Raw genomic sequence first — 22,757 nt, forward strand, 5'->3', positions numbered from 1 at the left:
TCTGGAGCAGGCATGGACATCGCGCAGTTGCAGTTTCTGGTAGCTGAAGGGGAGCCCGGCCAGCGCCAGGCGCTGGTGGACATGCTGCGCCGGCTAGGCGCCACGCAGGTTGCCGACGCCCCGGACGGCCACGCCGCCCTGCGCCATCTCAGCACCGGCTTCGTTCCCGCAGTCAATATCGCCATTCTCGACCTGGCTTTGCCGGGCATGGATGCGCTGGAATTGATACGCCGGCTGGCCGAAGCGGGCAGCCGCGCCGGTATTATTGTTGCAGGCGCGCAAAAATCCGATGTGCTGTTCTCGGTGGAAACCATGGCCCAGGCCTATGGCGTCGATTTGCTCGGCGCCATCGCGAAACCGGTGGGCGAGCAGCGGCTGCAAACCCTTATCGGCAATTACAGTGTTCCCGGCGTATCCACGCAAGGCCAGGGCGGACCGAGTTTCGGTTTTGCCGAGGTGGGGCGCGGATTGCAGGCGCGTGAATTCGATCCTTTCTTCCAGCCCAAAATAGAATTGGAAACCGGCCAGGTAAAAGGGCTGGAAATGTTTGCCCGCTGGCGCCATCCCGAACTCGGCGTATTGGGGCCGGCCGCATTCATGCGCGCATTGGAAGAAAATGGCCGCATCGATTTTCTCGACTGGAGCATGATAGAGAAATCGGTCGCCGCCTGCCGTTCGCTGCACGATAAAGGCATTCCGATTTCCGTTTCCATTAATGTGGACCAGGCGACCCTGGCGCATCCGCAATTCGTGGCGCAAATGGAAGCCTGCCTCGCGCGCCACCGTATTCTGGCCGATTATATTACTTTTGAAATGACCGAGTCGGCTGTATTATCCGCCGAGCCGCATTTCCTGGAACGGCTGCTGCGCTTGCGCATGCAGGGTTTCGGATTGGCTATCGACGATTACGGCACGGGCCGATCCAATCTTCAATTGCTGGCGGCGGTGCCATTTACTGAATTGAAAATCGACCGCAGTTTTGTCGATGGCGCCTCCCGCAAGCGCGCCATTAGCACCGTGTTGAAATCCTGTTTAACCCTGGCGCGCAGCCTGGACCGCCGTTCGGTCGCAGTCGGCGTTGAAACCAAGCAGGATTGGGATTTCCTCCAAGGCCTGGGCTGCACCTATGCCCAGGGTTATTACATCGCAAAGCCTATGCCGGTCGAGGAATTCCCCGATTGGCTGAACGACTGGCGCCAGTTCTTCTGATTCCCAAGTAGTCCCAGGTATTGCCGGAGCGGCCGCAGAGATGCGGCCGCCGTCGTTTCATAGGCAGACTAAGCCAGTTTCTGGCTTGAACAAGCCAGTTTCGGGCGTGAGGGAGGCGCGAACGCAGACCCTGGCGGCGCTTGCGCGGCGTTTATGAATATCGATTTGGGGAGGGGGTATTGCGGAGAGTGCTGCTGAATGGCGCCGCCGGCTGCGGCGGCGCCTGGTAATGCGGATTAGTAATCGCGCCGGTTCGGCTTGATTTCTTGCAGTATGGTGGTCGAAATCTCTTCGATCGATTTGGTGGTGGAGGACAGCCAGCGTATGCCTTCGCGCTTCATCATCATTTCCGCTTCATTGACCTCGTAGCGGCAGTTTTCAATGGACGCATATTTACTGCCGGCGCGGCGCTCGTTACGGATTTCCGCCAGGCGTTCCGGCGTAATGGTCAGGCCGAATATCTTCGATTTGAATTCATACAGCGACGACGGCAGCTTGCCGCGCTCGAAATCGTCCGGAATCAGCGGGTAATTCGCCGCTTTAATTCCATATTGCATCGCCAAATACAAGCTGGTAGGAGTTTTTCCCGAACGCGACACGCCTACCAAAATAACATCCGCCGACGACAGGTTCTTATGCGACTGCCCGTCGTCGTGCGCCAGCGAGAAATTGATCGCCTCGATGCGGTTTTTATATTCTTCGCTGTCGACGATATTGTGCGAGCGGCCGATGGTGTGCGTCGACTTGACGCCCAATTCCTGTTCCAGCGGCGCAACGAAGGTCTGAATCAAATCCATGTGCATGCCGTTGCACTTGCGGATTACCTCGGACAGGTCGTTCTTTACCAGCGTGGAAAAGATAATCGGACGCTGGCCGTCGGCTGCTGCGGCTTCATTAATCTTGCGGGCCGCGTCATACGCCTTGTCCAGCGTATCGATAAAGGGCAGGCGGATCTGGCGGAAGCGCAGTTCAAACTGGGTCAGCACCGAGTGGCCGAAAGTTTCAGCGGTAATGCCGGTGCCGTCCGAGACGAAAAAGACGGTACGCGCGGCGGCGGGTAGGGGCGGACGTTGTTCTTGTGTCATGGGGGAGTGCTCAGAGCTATGTTGTGAATCGTCAATTTGCGCCGCAGGCTGTAGAATGCACAGCAACAGTAAGATTGTGCTGCACGATGCCAAGAATAACAAGAATCAATATCGGCCAGCCTGCGTCAAGATTTCTATCATCAGTAAGGGTGTCACTATGACTAACGCAGCATTGAAGGAGCAGCAGAACGGAGACGCAGTCTACGTTGCCTCGTTTGAAAACTTGCGCATGACGGATGTTGAATCCGTCGGCGGCAAGAACGCCTCCCTGGGCGAAATGATCAGCCAGCTGGCTGGCGCGGGCGTCCGGGTTCCGGGCGGCTTCGCAACGACGGCGCAAGCCTTCCGCGACTTCCTGTCGCACAGCATCGACGGCGGCAAGCCGCTGGCCGAGCGCATCGCCGACCGCCTGGACGGCCTGAATATCGACGACGTGCGCTCCCTGGCGCAAGCCGGCGCCGAAATCCGCCAATGGATCGTGGACACCCCGTTCCAGCCTCGCCTGCAGGCTGAAATCGAGCAGTTCTACGCCCGCCTGGTGGCCGACTCCGAAACCGAGATGTCCTTTGCCGTGCGCTCCTCCGCCACTGCGGAAGACTTGCCGGACGCGTCCTTCGCTGGCCAGCAGGAGTCCTTCCTGAACGTGGTCGGCATTGAAAACGTGCTGGACGCGATGAAGCACGTGTTCGCTTCCCTGTACAACGACCGCGCCATCTCCTACCGCGTGCACAAAGGCTTCACCCACGCCGAAGTGGCGCTGTCGGCCGGCGTGCAGCGCATGGTGCGCTCGGACGTGGGCGCCGCGGGCGTGATGTTCACCATCGACACCGAATCGGGCTTCAAGGACGTGGTCTTCATCACCTCCAGCTACGGCCTGGGCGAGACGGTGGTGCAGGGCGCGGTCAATCCGGACGAATTCTACGTGCACAAGCCTATGCTGGAGCAGGGCAAGTCGCCTGTGATCCGCCGCAACATCGGCTCCAAGCTGATCAAGATGGAATTCACCGCCGAAGCCAAAGCCGGCCGTTCCGTCAAGACCGTGGACGTGCCTATCGAAATGCGCAACCGCTACTCGCTGAACGACGCCGAAATCGTCGAACTGGCGAAGTACGCCGTCATCATCGAGAACCACTACCAGCGTCCAATGGACATCGAGTGGGGCAAGGACGGCCGCGACGGCAAGCTGTACATCCTGCAAGCGCGTCCGGAAACCGTGAAGTCGCAGCAGAAGGCCACCGACGCGCAGCAGCGCTTCAAGCTGAAATCCACCGGCACCGTGCTGACCTCCGGCCGCGCCATTGGCCAGAAGATCGGCGCCGGTCCCGTGCGCGTGATCCGCGACCCGTCCGAAATGGAGCGCGTGCAGCCGGGCGACGTGCTGGTGGCCGACATGACCGACCCGAACTGGGAACCGGTCATGAAGCGCGCTTCCGCCATCGTCACCAACCGTGGCGGCCGTACCTGCCACGCGGCGATTATCGCGCGTGAACTGGGCGTGCCTGCGGTGGTGGGCTGCGGCGACGCGACCGACATCCTGAAAGACGGCACCTTCGTGACCGTGTCCTGCGCCGAAGGCGACGAGGGCAAGATCTACGACGGCCTGCTGGAAACCGAAGTGTCGGAAGTGGCGCGCGGCGAACTGCCTGCGCTGAAAACGAAGATCATGCTGAACGTGGGCAACCCGCAACTGGCCTTCGACTTCCAGTCGGTGCCGAACGCCGGTGTGGGCCTGGCCCGCCTGGAGTTCATCATCAACAACAACATCGGCGTGCACCCGAAAGCCATCCTGGAATACCCGAACATCGACGCCGACCTGAAGAAGGCCGTGGAGTCGGTGGCGCGCGGCCACGCTTCGCCGAAGGCGTTCTACGTGGACAAGCTGGCCGAAGGCATCGCCACCATCGCCGCCGCGTTCTGGCCGAAGAAAGTCATCGTGCGCCTGTCGGACTTCAAGTCCAACGAGTACAAGAAGCTGATCGGCGGTTCGCGCTACGAGCCGGACGAGGAAAACCCGATGCTGGGCTTCCGTGGCGCGGCGCGCTACCTGTCGGCCGACTTCGCCGGCGCCTTCGAAATGGAATGCGCGGCCATGAAGCGCGTGCGCAACGACATGGGCCTGACCAACGTGGAAATCATGGTGCCCTTCGTGCGCACCCTGGGCCAGGCTGAGAAAGTCATCAACCTGCTGGCCGCCAACGGCCTGAAGCGCGGCGAAAACGGCCTGCGCGTCATCATGATGTGCGAAGTGCCTTCGAACGCCGTGCTGGCCGACCGCTTCCTGGAGTTCTTCGACGGCTTCTCCATCGGTTCCAACGACCTGACCCAGCTGACCCTGGGCCTGGACCGCGATTCCGGCATGGAACTGCTGGCGGCCGACTTCGACGAGCGCGATCCTGCCGTGCAGGCGCTGCTGTCGCTGGCCATCCAGGCTTGCCTGAAGCAGGGCAAGTACATCGGCATCTGCGGCCAGGGTCCTTCGGACCACCCCGAGCTGGCCGTGTGGCTGATGGAGCAGGGCATCGAATCGATGTCGCTGAATCCGGACTCGGTAATTGATACTTGGCAGAAACTGGCAGCATTGCAATAAAACAAGTTGACGTGAAGGCGATTTGAGTTAGACTGGAGTTATTGGAACGTTTAGCAAAAAATCATCAAAACCTTACACATTGCAGCAAGAACCCTCGTCGCCTTCGCAGGCAGCGGGGGTTTTTTATTTTTCACAACGAGGAGGCATCATGTCTGACTGGAGTATGTGGCTGCTGGCGGCGGGCGTGCTGGTGGTGCTGGAACTGCTCACCGGCACGTTCTACCTGCTGATGATCGCCATCGGCATGGCCACCGGCGCGGCGGCGGCGTTCGCGGGCGCGTCCGGCCCGCTGCAGACGGTGGTTGCCGCCGTGGTGGGCGTGCTGGCCACGGGGCTGCTGTACCGCAGCAAGTACGGCCGCCAGAGCGGTGTGGACGCGGCGCTGGACCCGAATGTGAACATGGACATCGGCCAGACCGTCAGCGTGCCGGCGTGGCAGGACGGCGTGGCGCGCGTGATGTACCGGGGCGCGCTGTGGGACGTGGAACTGGCGCCGGGCGCAGCGCCGCTGGCCGCGCCGGGGCTGTACACGATACGCGAAGTGCGGGGCAGCCGGCTGATCGTCGGCGCCTGAACCTTGAATCTGCTAGTCAACAACGTGGAGAATTAAATGGAAATCGGCATAGGCAACGTCAGCTTTGTCATCTTTATCCTGTCGCTGGTATTCGTCTTCAAGACCATCAACGTGGTGCCGCAGCAGCATGCCTGGGTGGTGGAACGGCTGGGCAAATACCACGCCACGCTGGGGCCGGGGCTGAACATCGTGGTGCCCTTCGTGGACCGCATCGCCTACAAGCACGTGCTCAAGGAGATCCCGCTCGATGTGCCGCCGCAGGTCTGCATCACGCGCGACAACACGCAGCTGCAAGTGGACGGCATACTCTACTTCCAGATCACCGACGCCATGCGCGCCTCCTACGGCTCGTCCAACTACATTTCCGCCATCACGCAGCTGGCGCAAACCACCTTGCGCTCGGTGATCGGCCGCATGGAGCTGGACAAGACCTTCGAGGAGCGCGAGCACATCAACACCGCCATCGTCAACGCCATCGACGAATCTGCCGCCAACTGGGGCGTGAAGGTGCTGCGCTACGAGATCAAGGATTTGACGCCGCCGGCCGAGATTTTGCACGCCATGCAGGCGCAGATCACGGCCGAGCGCGGCAAGCGCGCGCTGATTGCCGCCTCCGAAGGCCGCAAGCAGGAACAGATCAACATCGCCACCGGCGAGCGCGAGGCCTCGATTGCGCGCTCGGAAGGTGAAAAACAGGCAGCCATCAACCGCGCGCAGGGCGAAGCGGCGGCGATTATCGCCATCGCCGACGCCACCGCCGGCGCGCTGCGCGAAGTGGGGGCCGCCATCCAGTCCCCGGGCGGATCCGACGCGGTGAACCTGAAAGTGGCCGAGCAATACGTGGAAGCCTTCTCTAAACTGGCCAAGACCAACAACTCGCTGATCGTCCCCGCCAACCTGGGCGACATGAGCGGCCTGATCGCCACCGCGATGCAGGTGGTGAAGACGCAAAAGAGCTAGGCTCCCGGCCTGCTGTCCGTATTGGGCTGGCTGCTAGCGGTGTTTCTCTTATATCCCGAATCGTATATCGAACCCGCAGCCGCCGGCCCCGAGCCAGAGTTGCAGCAGCGCTGCCGGAAAGCGCTGAGCACCCAGCGCACCCCTTAGACGCAATGAATCCTGATTTCATGCTGGCCTGCTTTTTCGCCTTTGCGATATGTGAATGAGCAGGATTTCAGCTTGTCCGGGAGCGGCTTCGAGAGCGTGACTTCATTGTGGGTGCCGTAGCCGCACTCTAGCCACTTCCCGTTTGGAAAAGGTCTATCAAGGTCATACGTGTATGACCATTCCTGTTTGCCGGGCTTGCTGGTAAATTCAGCAAGATCCCCGCGCATTTCGGGCGGGCCGCTGATTGGGGCTGCAGAGTTTAGAAAGAGCTCGGATCTTAAGGTAGAGGTCCAGCCGGGGACCTGCGCCGTAGAGATGGAAATGGATAACGGGCAGCTGACCGGTACCGGCGCCGCGATGGCAGCGTGAGCCGTCGCGGCGACGAGGAGGCTGAAGATTGTCGGCGTGTTCATCGCACTCATTCGATTACAAAAAAGGCGTCGGCATTATCGCTTCCGTGGCGCACCCGCATATAGATGCACGAATGCGACACATTGATGCGAGCTAATTAGTTCCCCTTTGTTTCCCGGTTCGAAGCGAACCTGAGTCAGTTTGGGTCTCGGCGGGGCGGGCGGTTTTGGTGAAAGTCAATGAAGATGCTTGGTCTCTGTCTCCGTTTGACCGACGTCATGTGGTGAAGACACAAGGGCTTGACCGATAGCGGTCTGCCCGTTGGAGATGGCCATGCCGGCATGGGGCGCCGGCACAGCCTGGTAAGCCTATCTTATTGCGGAAGGCCTTCGACGATGCGGAAGTCGCGTTCGGCGCCGTCGCCCAGCGCTACCAGCGATGCCGCGTAAGCCGGACTGGCATACGCTTCACGTGCCGCTTCGATGGAGGGGAACTCGATCACCACCGTCAGTTGCTGCACGCCGTCCTCTTGCACCTCCGGCCGCGCGTTGAACACCAGCGCGCGTCCGCCGGCCGCTTCGATCGGTGGCCGCGCCAGTTCGGCGTAGGCCTTCACTTTCGCCTGGTCCGAGATCGACCGGTACGCGACTACCCAGTATGCTTTTTTCATGCTGCTCTCCTTACCATTTGCCGTTGTGGGCGCCGCCATCGACGCGCAGCACTTCGCCGCTGACTTGCTTGGCTTCCGTCAGGTACACCACGGCTTGCGCGATGTCTTCAATGCTGGCGGTTGCATTGTTCGGCGCCAGCGACTTCAGGAAGTCGGACGGGATGCCGCTGGTGAGCGGCGTGTCGACGATGCCGGGCGCAACCACGTTGACGCGGATGCCTTGCGGCGCGAACTCGGACGCCAGGCTGCGCGTCACGGCCTCGATGCCGCCCTTGGTGATCATTGGCACGGCGGCGGTCAAGGCGCGGTTCGGGCTGCCGACCAGCGTGCTCGAGATGCCGACTATGCTGCCGCCGCGTTCCTGCGCCAGCATCTGCTTGATGACCAGTTGGCTGATGTACAGGTAGCCCTCCAGGTTGGTGTGCGACAGCGCGGCGAAGTCTTCCGGGGTGTAGTCGAGGAAAGGCTTGGCGATGAAGATGCCGGCATTGTTCACCAGGCCGTTGATGCCGCCGAACTGTTCCACGGCGGCCGCTACCACCTTGGCGGCGGTCGCGAACTCGCCGATGTCGCCATCCACCAGCGCCAGGTGAGCGGACGGTTTGAAGGCTTCGGATTTGCTGATGCTGCGCGAGGTGGCCACCACGTTGTAGCCGCGCGCCAGGAATGCTTCAACAATGCCTGCGCCTATGCCTTGGGAGGCGCCGGTCACGATGATGGTTTTCTGCTGTTGGGTCATGCTGTGCTCCTGATGGGTGGTTGATGATATGAACTTTACTTCCAACCCGGCGGCCAATAAAGGCCTCCCCAGGAGCTACTGTTATTACATGGTGTAATGAATTTCCTGGGCGCTGCTGCGGCTGGCCAGGTATTCGGACATCCAGTACAGCAGCGCCAGGCCGGGGAAGGCTGCGCCGGCCAACAGGGCGGCGTGCCAGCCGTAGCTTGCGTAGACCCAGCCGCCCAGCGCTGAACCGAGCGCACCGCCGGCGAAGAACAGCGCGAAGTACAGGCCGTTCAGGCGGCTGCGCACTTCGGCGCCCAGGCTGAAGATGGCGCGCTGGCCCAGCACCAGGTTGGCCGCCACGCCCATGTCGAGCACGATGGAGGCCACGGCGAGGATGGCCAGCGACACATTGCGCATGGCCACCGATTCCGGCGCAAACAGCGGCAGCAGGAAGCTGGCTATCCCCAGTACCAGCGCGGCGGCGGTGGCCATCAGCGTGTGGCCCGAATCGGCCAGCTTGCCGGCGATGGGCGAGGCGATGGCGCCCGCCATGCCGACCAGGGCGAACACGGCCACGCCGGTTTGCGACAGGTGGAAGGCGGGCGTGGCCAGCATCAGCGGGGCGACGGTCCAGAACAGGCTGAAGGCGCCGAACAGGCCAGCGTGGTAGGCGGCGCGGCGGCGCAGCACGGGCTGCGTCAGGAACAGTTGCCACAGCGAAGCCATCAGCTTGCGGTAGGGGACGGGCGAAGCCGGCACGCGCTCGGGCAGCTTGCGCCGCAGCACCGCAGCCAGCACCACGATGGCGACGGCGGCGCCGCCAAACACCACGTGCCAGCTCGACGCGTCCGCCACCAGGCTGGCCACCGGCCGCGCCAGCATGATGCCCATCAGCAGGCCGCTGACGACCTTGCCCACGGTCTGGCCGCGCGTGGCTTCCAGCGACAGGTGGGCCGCGAACGGCACCAGCACTTGCGCGGCTACCGAGCCCAGGCCGATAGCCAGCGCGGCGGCGAGGAAGCTCCAGGCGCTGGTGCTGCTGGCGGCGGCTGCCAGCGCGGCGGCGGTGAACAGCAGTGCGCCGACCACCAGCTTGCGGTTTTCCAGCAGGTCGCCGAGCGGCACCACGAACAGTAGTCCTATCGTATAGCCCGCCTGCGTAAGCGTGACGATCAGGCCGGCGGCTTGCGGCGACAGCCCGGTGGCCGCGCTGATCGGCCCCACCAGCGTTTGCGCGTAGTAGAGATTGGCGACGATCAGCCCGCAGGCGATCGCCAGCAGCCAGACCATGCCTTTGGAAATGTCCTTGTTCATTTTTGCCTCTCAGAATGGGTATTCGATGCAGTCCATTCTAGGCAGAAGCCGTGTCCAGATAATTAGGGCATAATCCTCATACACTTTTCACTTAATCTGAACAATGGATAGGCTAAAAGCCATGCAAACTTTCGTCCGCATCGTGGAAGCGAACAGCTTCACGAAGGCGGCGGAGACGCTGAACCTGCCGCGCGCGGCGCTGACGGCCACCATGCAGAACCTGGAGGCCTTCCTTGGCACCCGGCTCCTGCAGCGCACCACGCGCCGCCTGTCGCTCACGCCGGACGGCGCGGACTACTTCCGCCAGTGCGTGGAGATCCTGGGCGCGGTGGAGGCGGCCGAGGCGGGCTTCCGTGGCGCCAGCGCGGGCCGGCTCAGGGGCAAGCTGCGCATAGACCTGCCGGGCACGCTGGGCCGCCGCATGGTGATGCCGCGCATCGCCGAGTTCTGCACCGCCTATCCCGAAGTCGAGCTGGTGCTCAGCCTGACCGACCGCATCGTGGACGTGGTGCAGGAAGGCGTCGATTGCGCGCTGCGCGTGGGCCAGCTGCAGGATTCCTCGCTGGTGGGGCGCCAGATCGGCAGCATGCGCTTCCTGACTTGCGCCGCTCCCGGCTATCTGGAGCGCCACGGCGTGCCGCGCACGCTGGACGAACTGGCGCAACACAAGGCCGTGGTGCACTTTTCCGGCCGCACCGGCCGCGCCTTCGACTGGGATTTCCAGGTCGATGGCAAGGTGGTGAAGGCCGATATGGCGGGCGCCATCTCCGTCAACGACGCGGACGCCTATCTGAGCTGCGCCTTGCAGGGCCTGGGCCTGGCGCAAGTGGGCGCCTACCAGGCGCGTCCGCATTTGCGGGCCGGCGAACTGGTCGAGGTGCTGCCGGCCTGGCCGCCCGTGCCCATGCCGATTTCGCTGCTGTACCCGCAAGGGCGCATGGCCGCGCCCAAGCTGCGCGTGTTTGCGGACTGGCTGAGCGGCCTGTTTCAGCAAGAACCGGATCTCCGGCTGTGGGAAGTGTAATAACATGGCGCCTATCGTAAATTCAGGCAGACAGGAAAGAATATGGGTACTTGGGCGGTAGGCGCATTCGGCAACGACTTCGCGCTGGATTGGGCGCAGGATCTGCAGGAATCGAAGGACTTGTTCTTCATCGAGGACACGCTGAACAACGTGCTGTCGCCGGACAGCGCGGAGTATCTGGAGGCGCCGTTCGCGGCTGAGGGTCTGGCGGCCGTCGAAGTGCTGGCGCGCCTGTACGGCAAGCCCGGTGAGCAGGATGAAAACACCGCCGACGTGGACGCCTGGGTGGCGGAAGTGAGCCAGAAGACCACCAAGCGCCGCACGGATTTGATCGAGAAATCGCAGCGCGCCATCGCACACATCCTGTCCGAGCGTTCCGAACTGCGCGAATTGTGGCAGGACAGCGAGCACTACGATGACTGGCGCGCGGCGGTCACGGATCTGCAAGCGCGCATCGCCGGCGCCGTGCAGTAGCAAAAATTGCAATTGCCGATACGGCCTGCCCCTGCAACATAATGCGACGCTTTGTATCGTAATGTTTGCCATTGCCCCAGCACAATGGCAAAGTGTAGCTTGTCGACAATAAAGAAGCAGAGCATATCGTGGGGACCACGCTTTACACGGCCAGCGTGCCGGTGTTCATACATTATCTGCAGCAGTTGCATGCAACGCTGCGCGTGGCTGAGAATCATGGGCGGCGCACCGGCCGCGCACTGGTGGGCGCGGCGCTGGCGGAAGGGATGTTCCCCTTCGCCCAGCAGGTAACCACGGCCTGCACCTTCGCCGTGCGCGCCTGCTGCCCGCTGCTGTCGGCGGACTTGCCGGTGCTGGGCGGCGGCGACCAGGACTGGGACCAGCTGCGCGCCCGCATCGCCGCCACGGTCGATTTCCTGGAAGATGTGCCCGAAGACCGGATCGACGCGGCTGAGGACATGCAGGTGGTCACCACGGCCGGCCTGGTGTCGCCGGTGTTCTCCGGGCGCGACTACGTGCTCTCCTATGCGCTGCCGAACTTCTTCTTCCACCTCGTCACCGCGCACGCCATCCTGCGCAGCCAGGGCGTCCCCGTGGGCAAGGAGGACTTCGACGGCTACCACCAGTACCAGGCCGGTTTCAGCTTCCCTCAGGCGAAATAAAGCGCCTTGGGTTAGCATGGCGGCATGCAGATCTATTCCGAACACGAAGCCAGCGCCGGCGTCGCCGCGCTGGACGGCTTCCTGGCGCGCCATGGCAAGGTGCTGGTGCTCACCGGCGCAGGCCTGAGCACCGCTTCCGGCATTCCCGATTACCGCGACAAGGACGGCGTGCGGCGCGGCCGCGCTCCCGTGCAGGGGCCGGAGTTCCGCCGCTCGGACGCCGTGCGCCGCCGCTACTGGGCGCGCAGCATGGTGGGCTATCCCACGCTGGCGCAGGCCGCGCCGAACGACGGCCACCGCGCGCTGGCGGCGCTGGAGCATGGGGGCAGGGTGGCCGGGGTCATCACGCAGAACGTGGACGGCCTGCACCAGCGCGCGGGCAGCCGCAATCTGATCGAACTGCACGGGAATATACACGGCGTGGTGTGCCTGGCATGCCAGGCGCAGTATGCGCGGGCGGAGATCCAGCACCAGCTGCTGCGCGAGAATCCGCAACTGGCCGCCGCCGACGCCCAGCCGCTGCCGGACGGCGATGCGCAACTGGAACCGGAGGCGCTGGAGCACTTCCTGGTGCCGCACTGCGCCCGCTGCGCAGGCGTGCTGCAGCCGGACGTGGTGTTCTTCGGCGACACCATCCCCAAGCCGCGCACCGAAGCGGCCCTGCAGGCCATGGCGGACGCGGACGCGCTGCTGGTGGTGGGTTCGTCGCTGATGGTGTTTTCCGGCTTCCGCTTCTGCAAGCTGGCCGCCGAGACGGGCAAGCCCATCGCCGCCATCAATGCGGGCGTGACGCGGGCGGACCATCTGCTGTCGCTGAAAGTCGCCGCGTCCACCGAGACGGTGCTGCCTTTGCTGGCTTAGCGCTGGCGCGGCCTACAGCCGCATCATCGGCAGCGGGCTCAATGGATGGCTGAGCAGGCGCCGCCAGGACAGCTGCAGCAGCCGCTTGTGGAAGCCCGCATCGGGAAAGGCGCCGAACACTTCGCGCAGGAAGGCGCGCGGCAGGCCGTGGGATACCACGCCGTGCGTCACGTCCACCCAGTCCGCGCGGCGGAAGGTTTCCACCAGCGGCGGCGTGCCCGGCGCGCAGCGCGTGATCTTGTGGTGCTGGCCTATCATGCCCAGCACTTCGCCGCGCCAGCCGCTCAAGCCCTTGCTGTCCAGGTAAGCGGCGGCCAGCATCTCGGATGGGGGCAGATAGTCGAAGGTGCGCGCGGTCCAGATGCCCAGGTCGTGGAAAGCCACCGCAATGGCCAGCTTGGGCGTGCGGTCCGGCTGCGCGGGCGACAGGGCAGTACAAAAATTGAGCACGCGGTATGCGTGGTTGCGGTAGGCCTGCAGATCCAGGCCCAGCGCAGTTTCATGCTCTTGCAGCAGATCGTCCAGCAGCTCAACCCGGGTGGCGATCATGGGCGGCGCTGCTTAGTGCTGCATCAGCATCGAGCGGACGATGCCTTCCTTGGCCAGCGCGTAGTCATGCGCGGCCAGCACCAGGTTGGTGTTGGGCTGGATGACCTTCACATTGACGAACACCATGTCGCTGGTCTCCGCATAGGAACCCACCACGATGGCTTGCGCATTGTGCTGCTGCGCCACCTGGCCGATTTCCCGGGTGAGCATCAGCTCCCCCTGGCCGCGCTTCAGGTAGACGCTGGTGCGCAGCTTCATCTCCACCATGCTCAGGTTGCCCTGCGACAGGCGGGTGGAGATCTGCTCGGACACCAGGCGGCCCAGCGTGGTGGTCTGCTCCAGCGCGTCGATATTGACCACGGTGGCCATGATCAGCGGCTTGTCCGCCAGCAGCTTGCCGCTCAGCTGGGACAGCAGCGTGTCCGCCGCCTTGTAGTTGGACGCGATGAACTGGTTGGACGACACCGTGGCGTAATTGGTTTCTTCCTTGGCCGGGGTGCTGGAGCAGGCGCCCAGCAGCAGCGGCAGTGCGGCAGCGCACAGCATGGCGCACAGCGGCGCGAGTTTGCGCATTATCGGTCACCCTTGACTTGGAACGTTTTCAACAACCTGGATTCTGGCGGCGCTTCCGGCGGAATGCCGTACAGGGTGCGGTCGCTGTCGGCCACGTAGTAGGCCGAGCTGTTGCGCGCATAGTAGCGGTACTGGTCGGACACGGACACGGTCACCAGCAGCTCGGTCTGCGGCGTGGAGCCGGCGTCGAACTTGGCGTGCTGGTACTGGTAGGCGTCGTAGGCGGCCACGCCGGCGATTACGCCAAGCACGGGCTTGACGGCGGTAAGCGCCAGCACGCCGGTGGCGATGGCGGTCGGTTCGCCCGGATAGCGGTACTGCGTGCGGCCCGGCGCGAAGGTCAGCGCCTGCACGTCGATATCGATCTTGAAGGAGCCGGCCGGCGTGCGCGACACCACGTGGCCGTCGCGCACCAGCGCCGACACCAGCTGCGCCGACAGCGCGCGCTGGAACGGCGACGCTTGCGGCGGCGGTTCGGCGATGAAGAAGGGGCGGGGCGGGCTCTTTTTCAGGTCCGCCGCCAGGCCCTGCTCGATGTGCTGGGCGATGGCGGCCCAGTGCGCGCTCGCTTGCAGCGTGTACTGGTTGCTGGTTGGGAAGTTATTGGCGACCGGGGCCGGGCTGTACGGCGTTTGGGGAATCTGCCGCCCGGCGCAGCCGGCCAGCAGCGCGCCGGAAATCAAGATTGCTGCCGTTTTCGTCACCATTTTGTCCTCGCCTCGTGAATTAGTGCTGCCACGCCAGTTTACCATGACAGTTTCTAGATAGAAATGTCTGCGGCGGTGAAACCCGGCGCGGCGGCAACGCCGTGGCGCATTAGCGACGGTGCTGCTTCATGGCCGAGGCCACTTCGCGGGAGGCATCGCGGTCTTTCTCGGTGGCGCGCTTGTCGTGCTGCTTCTTGCCCTTGGCCAGGCCGATCTCGCATTTCACGCGGCCGCCCTTGTAGTGCAGGTTGAGCGGCACCAGGGTGTAGCCGGAGCGCGTGGCCTTGCCGATCAGCTTGTCGAGCTCGTTACGGTGCAGCAGCAGCTTGCGGGTGCGCACCGCCTCCGGGCTGATGTGGGTGGACGCGGTGGGCAGGGCGCTGATATGGGCGCCGAACAGGAACAGCTCGTCGCCCTTGATGGTGACGTAGGCTTCCTTGATCTGCACGCGCGCGTCGCGGATTGCCTTCACTTCCCAGCCTTCGAGCACCAGGCCCGCTTCATAGCGGTCCTCGATGAAGAAATCGTGAAAGGCTTTTTTGTTATCGGCAATAGTCATGGGTGGTGGGTAAAACAGTGCGGGTCGGTTAAACTACGGTTTCGCCGCGCGCGGAGCGCGGATAAACCAACATCATAGCAAACGGTAACACAATGGCAGTAGTGCACAAGTCGGTTATCCTGGGCTACAGCGCGGAACAGATGTTCGAGCTGGTGGCCAAGGTCGAAGATTATCCCAAATTCCTGCCTTGGTGTGGGGGCGTTGACGTGCGCGAGCGCGGCGAGAACACCGTGGTGGCCAGCCTGGCCATCCATTACCACGGCATCCACCAGAGTTTTACCACGTCCAACGTGAACACGCCGCCGCACAGCATGAAGATGAAGCTGGTGGACGGCCCTTTCAAGACCCTCGACGGCACCTGGACCTTCAAGCCGCTGCGCGAGGACGCCTGCAAGGTCGAACTGGACCTGCACTACGAATTCTCCAGCCGCCTGCTGGAACAGGTGGTCGGCCCCGTGTTTGGCATTATCGCCAACAGCATGGTCGACTCTTTCTGCAAGCGGGCCGACACGGTTTATGGCGGCTGACCAGATCAACGTCGAGGTGTGCTACGCCACCAGCACGCTGCAATTCCGCCGCGCGCTGCGGCTCGAGGCCGGCGCCACCATCCAGCGGGCGCTGGACGTGAGCGGCCTGGCGCTGGAAGTGCCGGGCGTGGACCTGGCCGTGATGGCGGTCGGCATCTACGGCAAGAAGAAGACGCTGGACACGGTGCTGCGCGAGCACGACAGGGTGGAAGTCTACCGCCCGCTGATCGCCGACCCCAAGAACGCCCGCCGCCGCCGCGTGCGCAAACCCGAATAGCGCGCCGCCCTCATGCGCCTCGCCATCCTGCTGTTTCTGCTGCCGCTGCTGCTGGCCGGCGTGGCGCTGTGCGTCTACCGCCTGTGGTTCAAGCTATGCAGCGTGCGCACGCAAGGGCGCGTGGTGGGAACGGTGGCGCGGCCCTGGAAGTCCACCGATCCGGACAACGAAGGCATCCACTACCACAGCGTGATCGCGTTCCAGGTTGGGCAGGATAGCCACCAGTTCGAGAGCAGCTGGCAGCACAGCGAGCCGCAGCCTGTTGGCCTGCTGGTGAACGTCGAGTACCGCGCCGCGCGGCCTTCGATGGCGCAGGAGAACGGCGGCTGGCTGATGTCGGCCATCGTCTTGCTGATGGGCGTTTGCATGGCTTGCTTCGCCGCGCGCGTGCTGGCCGACCTGCTGCGATAACGGCGCTCAGCGCGGAATGCGCGCCGTGAACACGGTGCCATTCGTGCTGTCCGATTCCACTTCCAGCGTGCCGCCGTGGCCCACCGTGATTTCGCGCGCGATGAACAGGCCCAGGCCTATGCTGCGCGGCGAGCGGCCGTTGCCGCCGTCGTCGCTGGGCAGGCGCACCATGGGATCGAAAATCGCCTGGCGCGCCTCGGACGGTATCAGCTGGCCGAAGTTTTGCACCGTCACGACCACCGCATCCGCTTCCCCGGCCGCCCTTATGGTGACGGGCGCGCTCAGGTCGCGGTACTGGGCCGCGTTGTTCAGCAGATTGGACAGCACCTGCTGCATGCGGTGCCGGTCGAACTGCGCGTGCAGGTCGCCGGAGGCGGTGAATTCGAACGGGCAGCCTGGGTGGACCGCGCGCGCGTTCTCCAGCGCCGCCTGGCATATTTCGGCCAGATCCATCATCTCGGCGGCAATCGGAATTTCGCCGTCAAGCTGCACGCGCGCGTACTCCAGCAGGTCGTTGATCATGGACGTCATGGACGCCACCCCGCGCTGCACTTTCTGCCCCACCTCGCGGCTCTTTTCCGGTTCCAGTGCACAAGTGGACAGATAGGAGCCGGCCAGCGAGATGGTGGCCAGCGGGCTGCGCAAGTCGTGGCCGAGGATGGCCAGGAAAGTGTCGCGCGCGGCCTGTGCCCGGCGGGAGTAGGTGACCACCGATTCGGCCAGCGCCTGGTCGATGGCTTCGTTGAAGCGCACCATATCGCTCGCCATGGTCTCCGTCACCGCCGACAAGTGCGGCAACCACAGGCGCAGCACGGTGGCGCGCAGCGCGCGGAATTCGGCCGTCAGCTGGATCAATGAAAAACCGCTCAGCTGGCGCAGGGTGCCGTGGGTGGCGGCCGCGCTCTCCGGTCCGGACGCTTCCGGCGCCAGGCCGCGCGACTTTTCCCGCTGCTGGTGCGGCGTCTGGGCCGTTTCGATCTCGGCGGCGATGGCGGTGAGGATGAGTTTCGCGTGGTCCCTGAGAGCCAGCGAAGACATGTGGCTGGCCGACGGCCCCTGGGTACGGGCGAACGCTTCCCATTCAGCCAGTATGCCCTCCAGGTGCTGCGTGATAAACAGGGAAAGTCGCATGAAAGGGCATTGAGGCGTTTAGTTGAGGAATCATAACCCATATGTGAGGCCGCGCACGGAGAGCGGGCGCGGACCAGGCTAGGGTGGCCGATTCAGAACCTGCCGAGAGACCGCCATGGATCAGCTCAAACCCGCCGCCGAACTCGCCGCAGCCGCAAGCAAGCCCTATCCGAACGACAGCGCCGAATACCGCGCTGCCCGCACTGCGCTGCTGGCCGAGGAGATCGAGCTGCGCCGCCACATCGAGCGCGTGGCGGCGCAGCGGCGCGCCTTGCCGCCGGGCGGCGTAGCGCCCGATTACCTTTTCAAGAATGAAGACGGCGCCACCGTGCCGCTGGCCGCGCTGTTCGGCCGGCACGACACGCTGGTTACCTACTTCTGGATGTACGGTCCGCAGCGCGAGCGTCCATGCCCCATGTGCACCGCCTTTCTCGGCGCGCTGGACATTCCCGTGCGCGACATCTCGCAGCGCGTGGCGTTCGCGGTACTGGGCCGCTCGTCGGTGGAGCGCCAGCTGGCCTTCGCGCGCGAGCGAGGCTGGCGCAACCTGAAGTTCTACGCTACCTCCGGCGACGAATTTGCGCGCGACTATCGCGGCCTGGCGCCCGATGGCAGCGAATGGCCCGCGCTGGACGTATGGGTGAAGGACGGCGCGAAGGTGCGCCATTTCTGGGGCGCCGAGATGGGCGGCACAGAAGACCCGGGCCAGGACGCGCGCGGCGCGCCCGACCCCACGCCGCTGTGGAATATTCTCGACCTCACGCCGGGCGGGCGGGGCAGCGGCTGGTATCCGGCGCTGGCCTACGATTAGCGGCGCAGCTTGCCGCGCACGTCGACCGTGAATGCGGGCAAATGCAGCTGCACCGCGGCGGCCGGTGCGTCGGCGGCGCTGGCCAGCGTGACCATATAGCCGCCTTCCGCGACGCGCCAGGTCTTGCTGGCACTGTCGTAGACGCCCAGCAGGCGCGGATCTATCTTTAGCGTTGCGGTGGCGCCTGCGCCCGGCTGCAGCGCCATCTTGTCCCAGCCGCCCAAACGCTGCGGCGCTTCCCAGCCGCCCGCCAGCGGCGCGACGTAGATCTGCGGCACGGCCTTGCCGGCGCGCGCGCCGGTGTTCCTGACGCTGAACGTGACCGACAGCGCGCCGTCCTTGAATTGCGCCGCCAGGCCGCTGTAGGCGAAGCTGGTGTAGGACAGGCCGTGGCCGAAGGCGAACAGCGGCTTGCGGCCAGTGAGGTCGTGCCACTTGTAGCCCACCGCCGCGCCTTCGATATTGTAGTCAGCCCGCTGCTGGTCCGCCTCGATGGCGGGGCGCGGCAACTGGGCCTCGGAGGCGGGGAAGGTGGCGGGCAAGTGGCCGGAGGGATTCACCTCGCCGCTCAGCACACGGGCGATGGCCACGCCGCCGCGCGTGCCGGGATACCAGGCCTGCAGCACCGCGCCCACGTTCGCCAGCCAGGGCATGGCGACCGGGCCGCCGGTTTCCAGCACCACCACCGTGCGCGGATTGGCGCGCGCCACGGCGGCGATCATCTCGTCCTGCCCGTCCGGCAGCGACAGCGAGGGCGCGTCCACGCTTTCGGCGGTCCACTGCGTGGCAAAGACGATGGCGACGTCGCTCGCAGCCGCCAGCGTGGCGGCAGCGGCGATATCCTTGCCGTCCAGGTAGGCCAGCCGCGCCTTGCTGCGCGCGGCCAGCGCCTGCATGGGCGAGGAGGGATGGTAGACCATGGGGCCGGGGAACTCGGCCGGGCCTTCGTTGGGCACCGCCATGCCGCCGTGCGCATGGACCTGCGACGAGCCGCCGCCCGACAGCACGCCCTTGTCCGCATGGCCGCCGATGATGGCGATGGAGCGCGCGCCGGCGGCGAGCGGCAGCAGCGCGCCGCTGTTCTTCAGCAGCACCATGGCTTCCTCGCTGCCGGCCTGCGTCACGGCGGCGTGCGCGCCGAAGTCTATGCTTGCTTCCGGTTCGATTCCAACCGGGTGGTCCATCACGCCATGCTCATACATGGCGCGCACGATGCGGCGCACCATATCGTCCAGCCGCTGCTGCGGCACATGGCCGTTGGTCACCGCTTCGCGCAGCGCATCGCTGAAATAGGCCGAGTGGTCGAAAGGCCAGCCGGACTGCTGGTCCAGCCCTGCGTTGGCGGAAGGGATGGTGGAATGCACCGCGCCCCAGTCCGACATCACATAGCCCTTGAAGCCCCAGTCCTGCTTGAGCACTTCGTTGAGCAGGTAGGGGTTTTCGCAGGAGTACACGCCGTTCACGCGGTTGTAGGCGCACATGACGGAGCCCGGATCGCCGCGCTCGATGGCGATCTGGAAAGCCAGCAGGTCCGACATGCGGGCGGCCGCGTCGCCCAGCTCCGAACTGACGGTGAAGCGCTTGGTCTCCTGCCCGTTGTAGGCGAAATGCTTGACCGTGGCGATGATGTGGTTGGACTGGATGCCGCGTATCTGCTCGCCCGCCATCACGCCGGCCAGCAGCGGGTCCTCGCCCGCGTATTCGAAATTGCGGCCGTTGCGCGGGTCGCGCATCAGGTTCACGCCGCCGGCCAGCATGACGTTGTAGCCGGACTGGCGGGCTTCCTTGCCTATCATGGCGCCGGCCGCGTAGGCCAGCGCAGGGTTCCAGGTGGCGGCGGTGGCCAGGCCGGAGGGCAGGGCGGTGCGCCCGTAGGGCTGTTTGGAACTGCTTTGCGTGGCCACGCCCACGCCCGCATCCGCCTGCCATTGCGGCGGCAGGCCAACCCGGGCCACGCCGGGCACGTAGCCGGCAGAGTCGCGCCGCGATTCTTTCGGCGCAATGTGGTTCTTCGGTTTGAAATCGGTGGCGAAGTAGCCGAACACGGTCTGGATCTTTTCCTCCAGCGTCATGCCCTCCACCATGCGGGCGGCGCGCTCGTCCGCGCCGGGTGCGGCCTGCGCGGGGCAGGCCAGCGCCACGGCCGCGAGGAAGGCCAGCAGGCCCCCGCTTGCAACTGCGCCTGCCGCCCGGGCCGTCATGCCGGAACGAACACGTTGAGGTTGTAGGTGGCGCCCGGCGTGATGTCCTTGATGTGGGCGGACGGCAGGAACTGGCCGGCATGCGTGACCATCACTTCCTTCACGTCGGTACGGCGGATGTCGAGCACGAACTTGGCGCCACGGAACAGGCGCGTCACCTTCATGCCGTTCCAGCCCTTGGGCAACTGCGGCTTGATGCGCAGGCCTTCGGCGTCGCCCTGCAGGCCGCACAGGCCTTCGATAAAGCAGCGGTAGGCCCAGGACACGGTGCCGGTGTTGAACAGCTGGCTGGAGCGGCCCGCCTGCTTGGGGTACTGGTGCCAGGCGCCGCGATAGTAATTGGGAATGAACACCGGCAGCTGGCCGCGCTGCAGGTAGTCCGCCTCGGTGGGGCCGGGTATCATCTGGCGCAGCAGCTTGTAGGCGCGGTCGGACTCGCCCACGGTGTACAGGCTGTAGATGTAGAACACGGACGCGTGGTTGTACACCGCACCGTTTTCGGCCGAGCCGGGATGCTTCTGCGTGACGCGGCCCACGTCCTCGCGCATGGCGCTGAACGGCGGCGCAAACATGGCCACGCCATACGGGGTGCTGAGCTGCTCATCCACCTGCGCCAGCATTTTCGCGCGCTGCTCCGCGCTGGCCGCGCCGCCCAGGATGGACCAGGCTTGCGGATTGAGCCAGATGCGGCCTTCCTTGTCCTTGCTGGTGCCGAAGGTGACGCCGTCGTCGGTAATGCCGCGCGAGAACCAGTCGCCGTCCCAGAAGTGGGTGTTGGCGGCGGCGTTCACCTCGGCCGCGCCTTCGCGGTAGCGCGCTGCGCGGTCTTCGCGGCCCAGTTGGGCGCACATGTCGGCCCACAGGTTCAGGGCGTAGGCGGTGGCCACGGTCAGCCAGCCGGACACGCCCTTGCCCTTGTAGCCCACCATATTCATCGGATCGCACCAGTCGCCCTGGGCGATGAAGCTCAGGCCGCGCTCGTCGCGCGCTTCCAGCAGCCAGTCCATGGCGCGGCTGATGCGCTCGAACACGGTCTGCTCCACGCCGTCCTCCGCGCCGCGCACCGGCGTGCGCAGCATGGCGTAGTCGCCGGTTTCGTCCAGGTAGGTTTTCAGGCACACCGGCAGCCACACGCAATGGTCGGTGTGCGGCACCTGGTTGATGTACTTCAGCTCCGCGCCTTCCACCAGCAGGATCCCGTCCGGCATGGCGCCGTTGGCTTCCTGCTGCGACAGCGCGTGCAGGAAGGCCGCACGCGCCACCTGGGGCTTGATGAAGCTCATGCCCATATTGTCCTGCAGGTAGTTGCGGGTCTGCGGGTCGGTGGTCAGGCGGTTCACGTCGCCGTGGTAGTAGACCTGGCGCGCCAGCCAGTTGTTGACGAAGTTGTCCAGTTCCGCGTCCGGCGTTTCTATCTGCAGCACGCCACGGCCTTGCTCGATGTACCAGGCGTAGTCGCGCTTCGCTTCGGCAAAGCCGGACTGGCTCAGGTATTTGCCGCGCATGGCGCGGATTTCCGCGTCGTCGAAAGCCGGGCCAAAGATGAAGCGCAGATCGCGCTCGCCACCTGCGTCCAGGGCCAGGCGGTACTGCACGGCGGCCGTCGGCGTTTCATAGCGCGCGTCGCTGCGCTCCAGTTCTTCGCGCTGGATGCCGGACGGCGCGTGCAGCCCGCCTTCGCCCTCGAAGGCCTGCTGCATGGTCTCCCAGGAATCCGGCGGCGTCTCGCACAGGAAATAGGTGCGGTCCTTGAAGAATTTGTTCTTGAAGTAGTCCGCCACCTTTTGATACGGGGTGATGCAGCTGGCCACCACGCCGCCCAGGTCCACGCGGTATTCGGCGGACTGGTTCATCCACGACATGTAACCGATGGGGAAGTAGGGGTAGACGCTGATCCTGCGCGGGCGGCCCGACAGGTTCACCACCTTGACCGACCACAGCTCCACCACGTCCTGCGTGGGCAGGCTCAGGGTCAGCTCCACGCGGATGCCCAGGTGCTCCACCGTCCATTCGATATCGCTCTTGCCGACCGAGAAGCGGAAGCTGTCCACCGGCGCGCGCACCGGCTCGTAGGGCGCGGAAAACAGCTCGCCGCTTTCCTCGTCCTTGATGTACACGAAGCGGCCCGGATGGTGGGCGTAGTAGTTCTGCTCCGGCTGCATGAAGGTCTTGGCCTCCAGGTTGGGCGCATAGGCGTACTTCGCGGGTTCCGGCTGCATGAACTGCGCGGTGGCGTAGCCGCGGCAGGTCACTTGTATCATCATTTTCTGGTTCCACAGGAAGCCGCCCGCCTTCGGCATGGCCGTCGGGCTGGTCAGTTCATAGCGGTCGCCATCGTGGGTTGGGCGTAGCATGGGTATCTCCGG

The 22,757-nt window shown here is 64.6% G+C and carries 24 protein-coding genes; 12 read left to right on the forward strand and 12 right to left on the reverse strand.

The window, feature by feature from the left end:
* Positions 1-12 precede the first annotated feature (12 nt).
* Positions 13-1,209 carry an EAL domain-containing response regulator gene (locus AC07S4_RS03095; protein ID WP_494985190.1) on the forward strand — a complete coding sequence of 399 codons (1,197 nt, stop codon included), beginning with the start codon at positions 13-15 and terminating at the stop codon, positions 1,207-1,209.
* A gap of 236 nt (positions 1,210-1,445) precedes the next feature.
* Here AC07S4_RS03095 and ppsR read toward each other — a convergent pair whose 3' ends face one another.
* Positions 1,446-2,294 (reverse strand): posphoenolpyruvate synthetase regulatory kinase/phosphorylase PpsR, encoded by an 849-nt coding sequence (ppsR, locus tag AC07S4_RS03100; protein ID WP_494985606.1) that lies wholly within the window; start codon positions 2,292-2,294, stop codon positions 1,446-1,448.
* A gap of 157 nt (positions 2,295-2,451) precedes the next feature.
* Here ppsR and ppsA point away from each other — a divergent pair, with 157 nt between their 5' ends.
* From ppsA to AC07S4_RS03115, 3 genes are all read left to right on the forward strand, one after another.
* Complete coding sequence (ppsA, locus tag AC07S4_RS03105) at positions 2,452-4,881, forward strand: phosphoenolpyruvate synthase (RefSeq protein WP_494985191.1); 2,430 nt, start codon at positions 2,452-2,454, stop codon at positions 4,879-4,881.
* A gap of 148 nt (positions 4,882-5,029) precedes the next feature.
* The gene (locus AC07S4_RS03110; RefSeq protein ID WP_494985192.1) at positions 5,030-5,455 is read left to right on the forward strand and encodes an NfeD family protein; all 426 of its coding nucleotides are present in this window, start codon (positions 5,030-5,032) and stop codon (positions 5,453-5,455) included.
* A 36-nt stretch (positions 5,456-5,491) separates the two neighbouring features.
* Positions 5,492-6,415 (forward strand): SPFH domain-containing protein, encoded by a 924-nt coding sequence (locus AC07S4_RS03115; protein ID WP_494985193.1) that lies wholly within the window; start codon positions 5,492-5,494, stop codon positions 6,413-6,415.
* A gap of 143 nt (positions 6,416-6,558) precedes the next feature.
* Here AC07S4_RS03115 and AC07S4_RS03120 read toward each other — a convergent pair whose 3' ends face one another.
* From AC07S4_RS03120 to AC07S4_RS03135, 4 genes are all read right to left on the reverse strand, one after another.
* Positions 6,559-6,975 carry an STY0301 family protein gene (locus tag AC07S4_RS03120; protein ID WP_494985194.1) on the reverse strand — a complete coding sequence of 139 codons (417 nt, stop codon included), beginning with the start codon at positions 6,973-6,975 and terminating at the stop codon, positions 6,559-6,561.
* 311 nt (positions 6,976-7,286) lie between these two features.
* Positions 7,287-7,583, reverse strand: coding sequence for a DUF1330 domain-containing protein (locus AC07S4_RS03125; protein ID WP_494985195.1), 297 nt, complete (start codon positions 7,581-7,583; stop codon positions 7,287-7,289).
* A 10-nt stretch (positions 7,584-7,593) separates the two neighbouring features.
* Positions 7,594-8,322 carry an SDR family NAD(P)-dependent oxidoreductase gene (locus AC07S4_RS03130; RefSeq protein ID WP_494985196.1) on the reverse strand — a complete coding sequence of 243 codons (729 nt, stop codon included), beginning with the start codon at positions 8,320-8,322 and terminating at the stop codon, positions 7,594-7,596.
* An 84-nt stretch (positions 8,323-8,406) separates the two neighbouring features.
* Positions 8,407-9,624: an MFS transporter gene (locus tag AC07S4_RS03135; protein ID WP_494985197.1), complete on the reverse strand. Its 1,218-nt coding sequence runs from the start codon at positions 9,622-9,624 to the stop codon at positions 8,407-8,409.
* A gap of 121 nt (positions 9,625-9,745) precedes the next feature.
* On the opposite strand from AC07S4_RS03135, the gene AC07S4_RS03140 reads away from it, so the two are divergent.
* The 4 genes from AC07S4_RS03140 to AC07S4_RS03155 all read left to right on the forward strand — a co-directional run bounded on the left by AC07S4_RS03140 (position 9,746) and on the right by AC07S4_RS03155 (position 12,645).
* Positions 9,746-10,648 carry a LysR family transcriptional regulator gene (locus tag AC07S4_RS03140; RefSeq protein WP_494985198.1) on the forward strand — a complete coding sequence of 301 codons (903 nt, stop codon included), beginning with the start codon at positions 9,746-9,748 and terminating at the stop codon, positions 10,646-10,648.
* A 42-nt stretch (positions 10,649-10,690) separates the two neighbouring features.
* Positions 10,691-11,122 carry a DUF4259 domain-containing protein gene (locus AC07S4_RS03145; RefSeq protein ID WP_494985199.1) on the forward strand — a complete coding sequence of 144 codons (432 nt, stop codon included), beginning with the start codon at positions 10,691-10,693 and terminating at the stop codon, positions 11,120-11,122.
* 128 nt (positions 11,123-11,250) lie between these two features.
* The gene (locus AC07S4_RS03150; protein ID WP_494985200.1) at positions 11,251-11,784 is read left to right on the forward strand and encodes a DUF1993 domain-containing protein; all 534 of its coding nucleotides are present in this window, start codon (positions 11,251-11,253) and stop codon (positions 11,782-11,784) included.
* 24 nt (positions 11,785-11,808) lie between these two features.
* A complete protein-coding gene (locus AC07S4_RS03155; RefSeq protein ID WP_494985201.1) occupies positions 11,809-12,645 on the forward strand; it encodes an NAD-dependent protein deacetylase in 837 nt (278 codons plus the stop codon).
* 12 nt (positions 12,646-12,657) lie between these two features.
* Here AC07S4_RS03155 and AC07S4_RS03160 read toward each other — a convergent pair whose 3' ends face one another.
* The 4 genes from AC07S4_RS03160 to smpB form a co-directional block, all read right to left on the reverse strand.
* A complete protein-coding gene (locus tag AC07S4_RS03160) occupies positions 12,658-13,194 on the reverse strand; it encodes a hypothetical protein (RefSeq protein WP_494985202.1) in 537 nt (178 codons plus the stop codon).
* 12 nt (positions 13,195-13,206) lie between these two features.
* Entirely contained in the window at positions 13,207-13,767 is a 561-nt protein-coding gene (locus AC07S4_RS03165) for a FlgO family outer membrane protein (protein ID WP_494985203.1), read from the reverse strand.
* A complete protein-coding gene (locus AC07S4_RS03170; RefSeq protein ID WP_494985204.1) occupies positions 13,767-14,474 on the reverse strand; it encodes a hypothetical protein in 708 nt (235 codons plus the stop codon). The genes AC07S4_RS03165 and AC07S4_RS03170 overlap by 1 nt, the downstream gene beginning before the upstream one ends.
* A gap of 109 nt (positions 14,475-14,583) precedes the next feature.
* The gene (smpB, locus tag AC07S4_RS03175) at positions 14,584-15,033 is read right to left on the reverse strand and encodes an SsrA-binding protein SmpB (RefSeq protein WP_161073168.1); all 450 of its coding nucleotides are present in this window, start codon (positions 15,031-15,033) and stop codon (positions 14,584-14,586) included.
* Between the two features lie 92 nt (positions 15,034-15,125).
* Between smpB and AC07S4_RS03180 the strand changes: the two genes are divergently transcribed.
* The 3 genes from AC07S4_RS03180 to AC07S4_RS03190 are packed head-to-tail and all read left to right on the forward strand — an operon-like array spanning position 15,126 to position 16,248.
* Positions 15,126-15,560, forward strand: a complete 435-nt coding sequence (locus AC07S4_RS03180) for a type II toxin-antitoxin system RatA family toxin (RefSeq protein ID WP_161073169.1) — start codon at positions 15,126-15,128, stop codon at positions 15,558-15,560.
* Positions 15,550-15,837 (forward strand): RnfH family protein, encoded by a 288-nt coding sequence (locus AC07S4_RS03185; RefSeq protein WP_494985205.1) that lies wholly within the window; start codon positions 15,550-15,552, stop codon positions 15,835-15,837. Before AC07S4_RS03180 ends, AC07S4_RS03185 begins: the two co-directional genes overlap by 11 nt.
* Positions 15,838-15,849: 12 nt before the next feature.
* Positions 15,850-16,248 (forward strand): hypothetical protein, encoded by a 399-nt coding sequence (locus AC07S4_RS03190; RefSeq protein ID WP_494985206.1) that lies wholly within the window; start codon positions 15,850-15,852, stop codon positions 16,246-16,248.
* A gap of 6 nt (positions 16,249-16,254) precedes the next feature.
* On the opposite strand, the gene AC07S4_RS03195 is transcribed toward AC07S4_RS03190, so the two are convergent.
* On the reverse strand, positions 16,255-17,379 hold the full coding sequence (locus AC07S4_RS03195; RefSeq protein ID WP_494985207.1) for a sensor histidine kinase: 1,125 nt from the start codon (positions 17,377-17,379) through the stop codon (positions 16,255-16,257).
* A gap of 115 nt (positions 17,380-17,494) precedes the next feature.
* Between AC07S4_RS03195 and AC07S4_RS03200 the strand changes: the two genes are divergently transcribed.
* Positions 17,495-18,190: a DUF899 family protein gene (locus AC07S4_RS03200; RefSeq protein ID WP_494985208.1), complete on the forward strand. Its 696-nt coding sequence runs from the start codon at positions 17,495-17,497 to the stop codon at positions 18,188-18,190.
* On the opposite strand, the gene AC07S4_RS03205 is transcribed toward AC07S4_RS03200, so the two are convergent.
* Both AC07S4_RS03205 and AC07S4_RS03210 read right to left on the reverse strand, forming a co-directional pair.
* Entirely contained in the window at positions 18,187-20,391 is a 2,205-nt protein-coding gene (locus AC07S4_RS03205) for a glycoside hydrolase family 3 C-terminal domain-containing protein (RefSeq protein ID WP_494985209.1), read from the reverse strand. The two genes, AC07S4_RS03200 and AC07S4_RS03205, sit on opposite strands and share 4 nt — an antisense overlap.
* Positions 20,388-22,745, reverse strand: coding sequence for a GH36-type glycosyl hydrolase domain-containing protein (locus AC07S4_RS03210; RefSeq protein WP_494985210.1), 2,358 nt, complete (start codon positions 22,743-22,745; stop codon positions 20,388-20,390). The genes AC07S4_RS03205 and AC07S4_RS03210 overlap by 4 nt, the downstream gene beginning before the upstream one ends.
* Positions 22,746-22,757: the final 12 nt, after the last annotated feature.

This window comes from Pseudoduganella sp. GW821-FHT05F09, from assembly GCF_059419605.1.

Bases quoted from the DNA above. Each gene is read 5' to 3' on its own strand.
- AC07S4_RS03190 (WP_494985206.1), top strand. From the start codon at position 15,850: ATGCGCCTCGCCATCCTGCTGTTTCTGCTGCCGCTGCTGCTGGCCGGC.
- AC07S4_RS03145 (WP_494985199.1), top strand. From the start codon at position 10,691: ATGGGTACTTGGGCGGTAGGCGCATTCGGCAACGACTTCGCGCTGGAT.
- AC07S4_RS03155 (WP_494985201.1), top strand. From the start codon at position 11,809: ATGCAGATCTATTCCGAACACGAAGCCAGCGCCGGCGTCGCCGCGCTG.
- AC07S4_RS03185 (WP_494985205.1), top strand. From the start codon at position 15,550: ATGGCGGCTGACCAGATCAACGTCGAGGTGTGCTACGCCACCAGCACG.
- ppsR (WP_494985606.1), bottom strand. From the start codon at position 2,294: ATGACACAAGAACAACGTCCGCCCCTACCCGCCGCCGCGCGTACCGTC.
- AC07S4_RS03165 (WP_494985203.1), bottom strand. From the start codon at position 13,767: ATGCGCAAACTCGCGCCGCTGTGCGCCATGCTGTGCGCTGCCGCACTG.
- AC07S4_RS03110 (WP_494985192.1), top strand. From the start codon at position 5,030: ATGTCTGACTGGAGTATGTGGCTGCTGGCGGCGGGCGTGCTGGTGGTG.
- AC07S4_RS03195 (WP_494985207.1), bottom strand. From the start codon at position 17,379: ATGCGACTTTCCCTGTTTATCACGCAGCACCTGGAGGGCATACTGGCT.
- AC07S4_RS03120 (WP_494985194.1), bottom strand. From the start codon at position 6,975: ATGAACACGCCGACAATCTTCAGCCTCCTCGTCGCCGCGACGGCTCAC.
- AC07S4_RS03130 (WP_494985196.1), bottom strand. From the start codon at position 8,322: ATGACCCAACAGCAGAAAACCATCATCGTGACCGGCGCCTCCCAAGGC.
- AC07S4_RS03095 (WP_494985190.1), top strand. From the start codon at position 13: ATGGACATCGCGCAGTTGCAGTTTCTGGTAGCTGAAGGGGAGCCCGGC.
- AC07S4_RS03125 (WP_494985195.1), bottom strand. From the start codon at position 7,583: ATGAAAAAAGCATACTGGGTAGTCGCGTACCGGTCGATCTCGGACCAG.
- AC07S4_RS03180 (WP_161073169.1), top strand. From the start codon at position 15,126: ATGGCAGTAGTGCACAAGTCGGTTATCCTGGGCTACAGCGCGGAACAG.
- AC07S4_RS03140 (WP_494985198.1), top strand. From the start codon at position 9,746: ATGCAAACTTTCGTCCGCATCGTGGAAGCGAACAGCTTCACGAAGGCG.
- AC07S4_RS03210 (WP_494985210.1), bottom strand. From the start codon at position 22,745: ATGCTACGCCCAACCCACGATGGCGACCGCTATGAACTGACCAGCCCG.
- ppsA (WP_494985191.1), top strand. From the start codon at position 2,452: ATGACTAACGCAGCATTGAAGGAGCAGCAGAACGGAGACGCAGTCTAC.
- AC07S4_RS03205 (WP_494985209.1), bottom strand. From the start codon at position 20,391: ATGACGGCCCGGGCGGCAGGCGCAGTTGCAAGCGGGGGCCTGCTGGCC.
- AC07S4_RS03115 (WP_494985193.1), top strand. From the start codon at position 5,492: ATGGAAATCGGCATAGGCAACGTCAGCTTTGTCATCTTTATCCTGTCG.
- AC07S4_RS03135 (WP_494985197.1), bottom strand. From the start codon at position 9,624: ATGAACAAGGACATTTCCAAAGGCATGGTCTGGCTGCTGGCGATCGCC.
- smpB (WP_161073168.1), bottom strand. From the start codon at position 15,033: ATGACTATTGCCGATAACAAAAAAGCCTTTCACGATTTCTTCATCGAG.
- AC07S4_RS03160 (WP_494985202.1), bottom strand. From the start codon at position 13,194: ATGATCGCCACCCGGGTTGAGCTGCTGGACGATCTGCTGCAAGAGCAT.
- AC07S4_RS03170 (WP_494985204.1), bottom strand. From the start codon at position 14,474: ATGGTGACGAAAACGGCAGCAATCTTGATTTCCGGCGCGCTGCTGGCC.
- AC07S4_RS03200 (WP_494985208.1), top strand. From the start codon at position 17,495: ATGGATCAGCTCAAACCCGCCGCCGAACTCGCCGCAGCCGCAAGCAAG.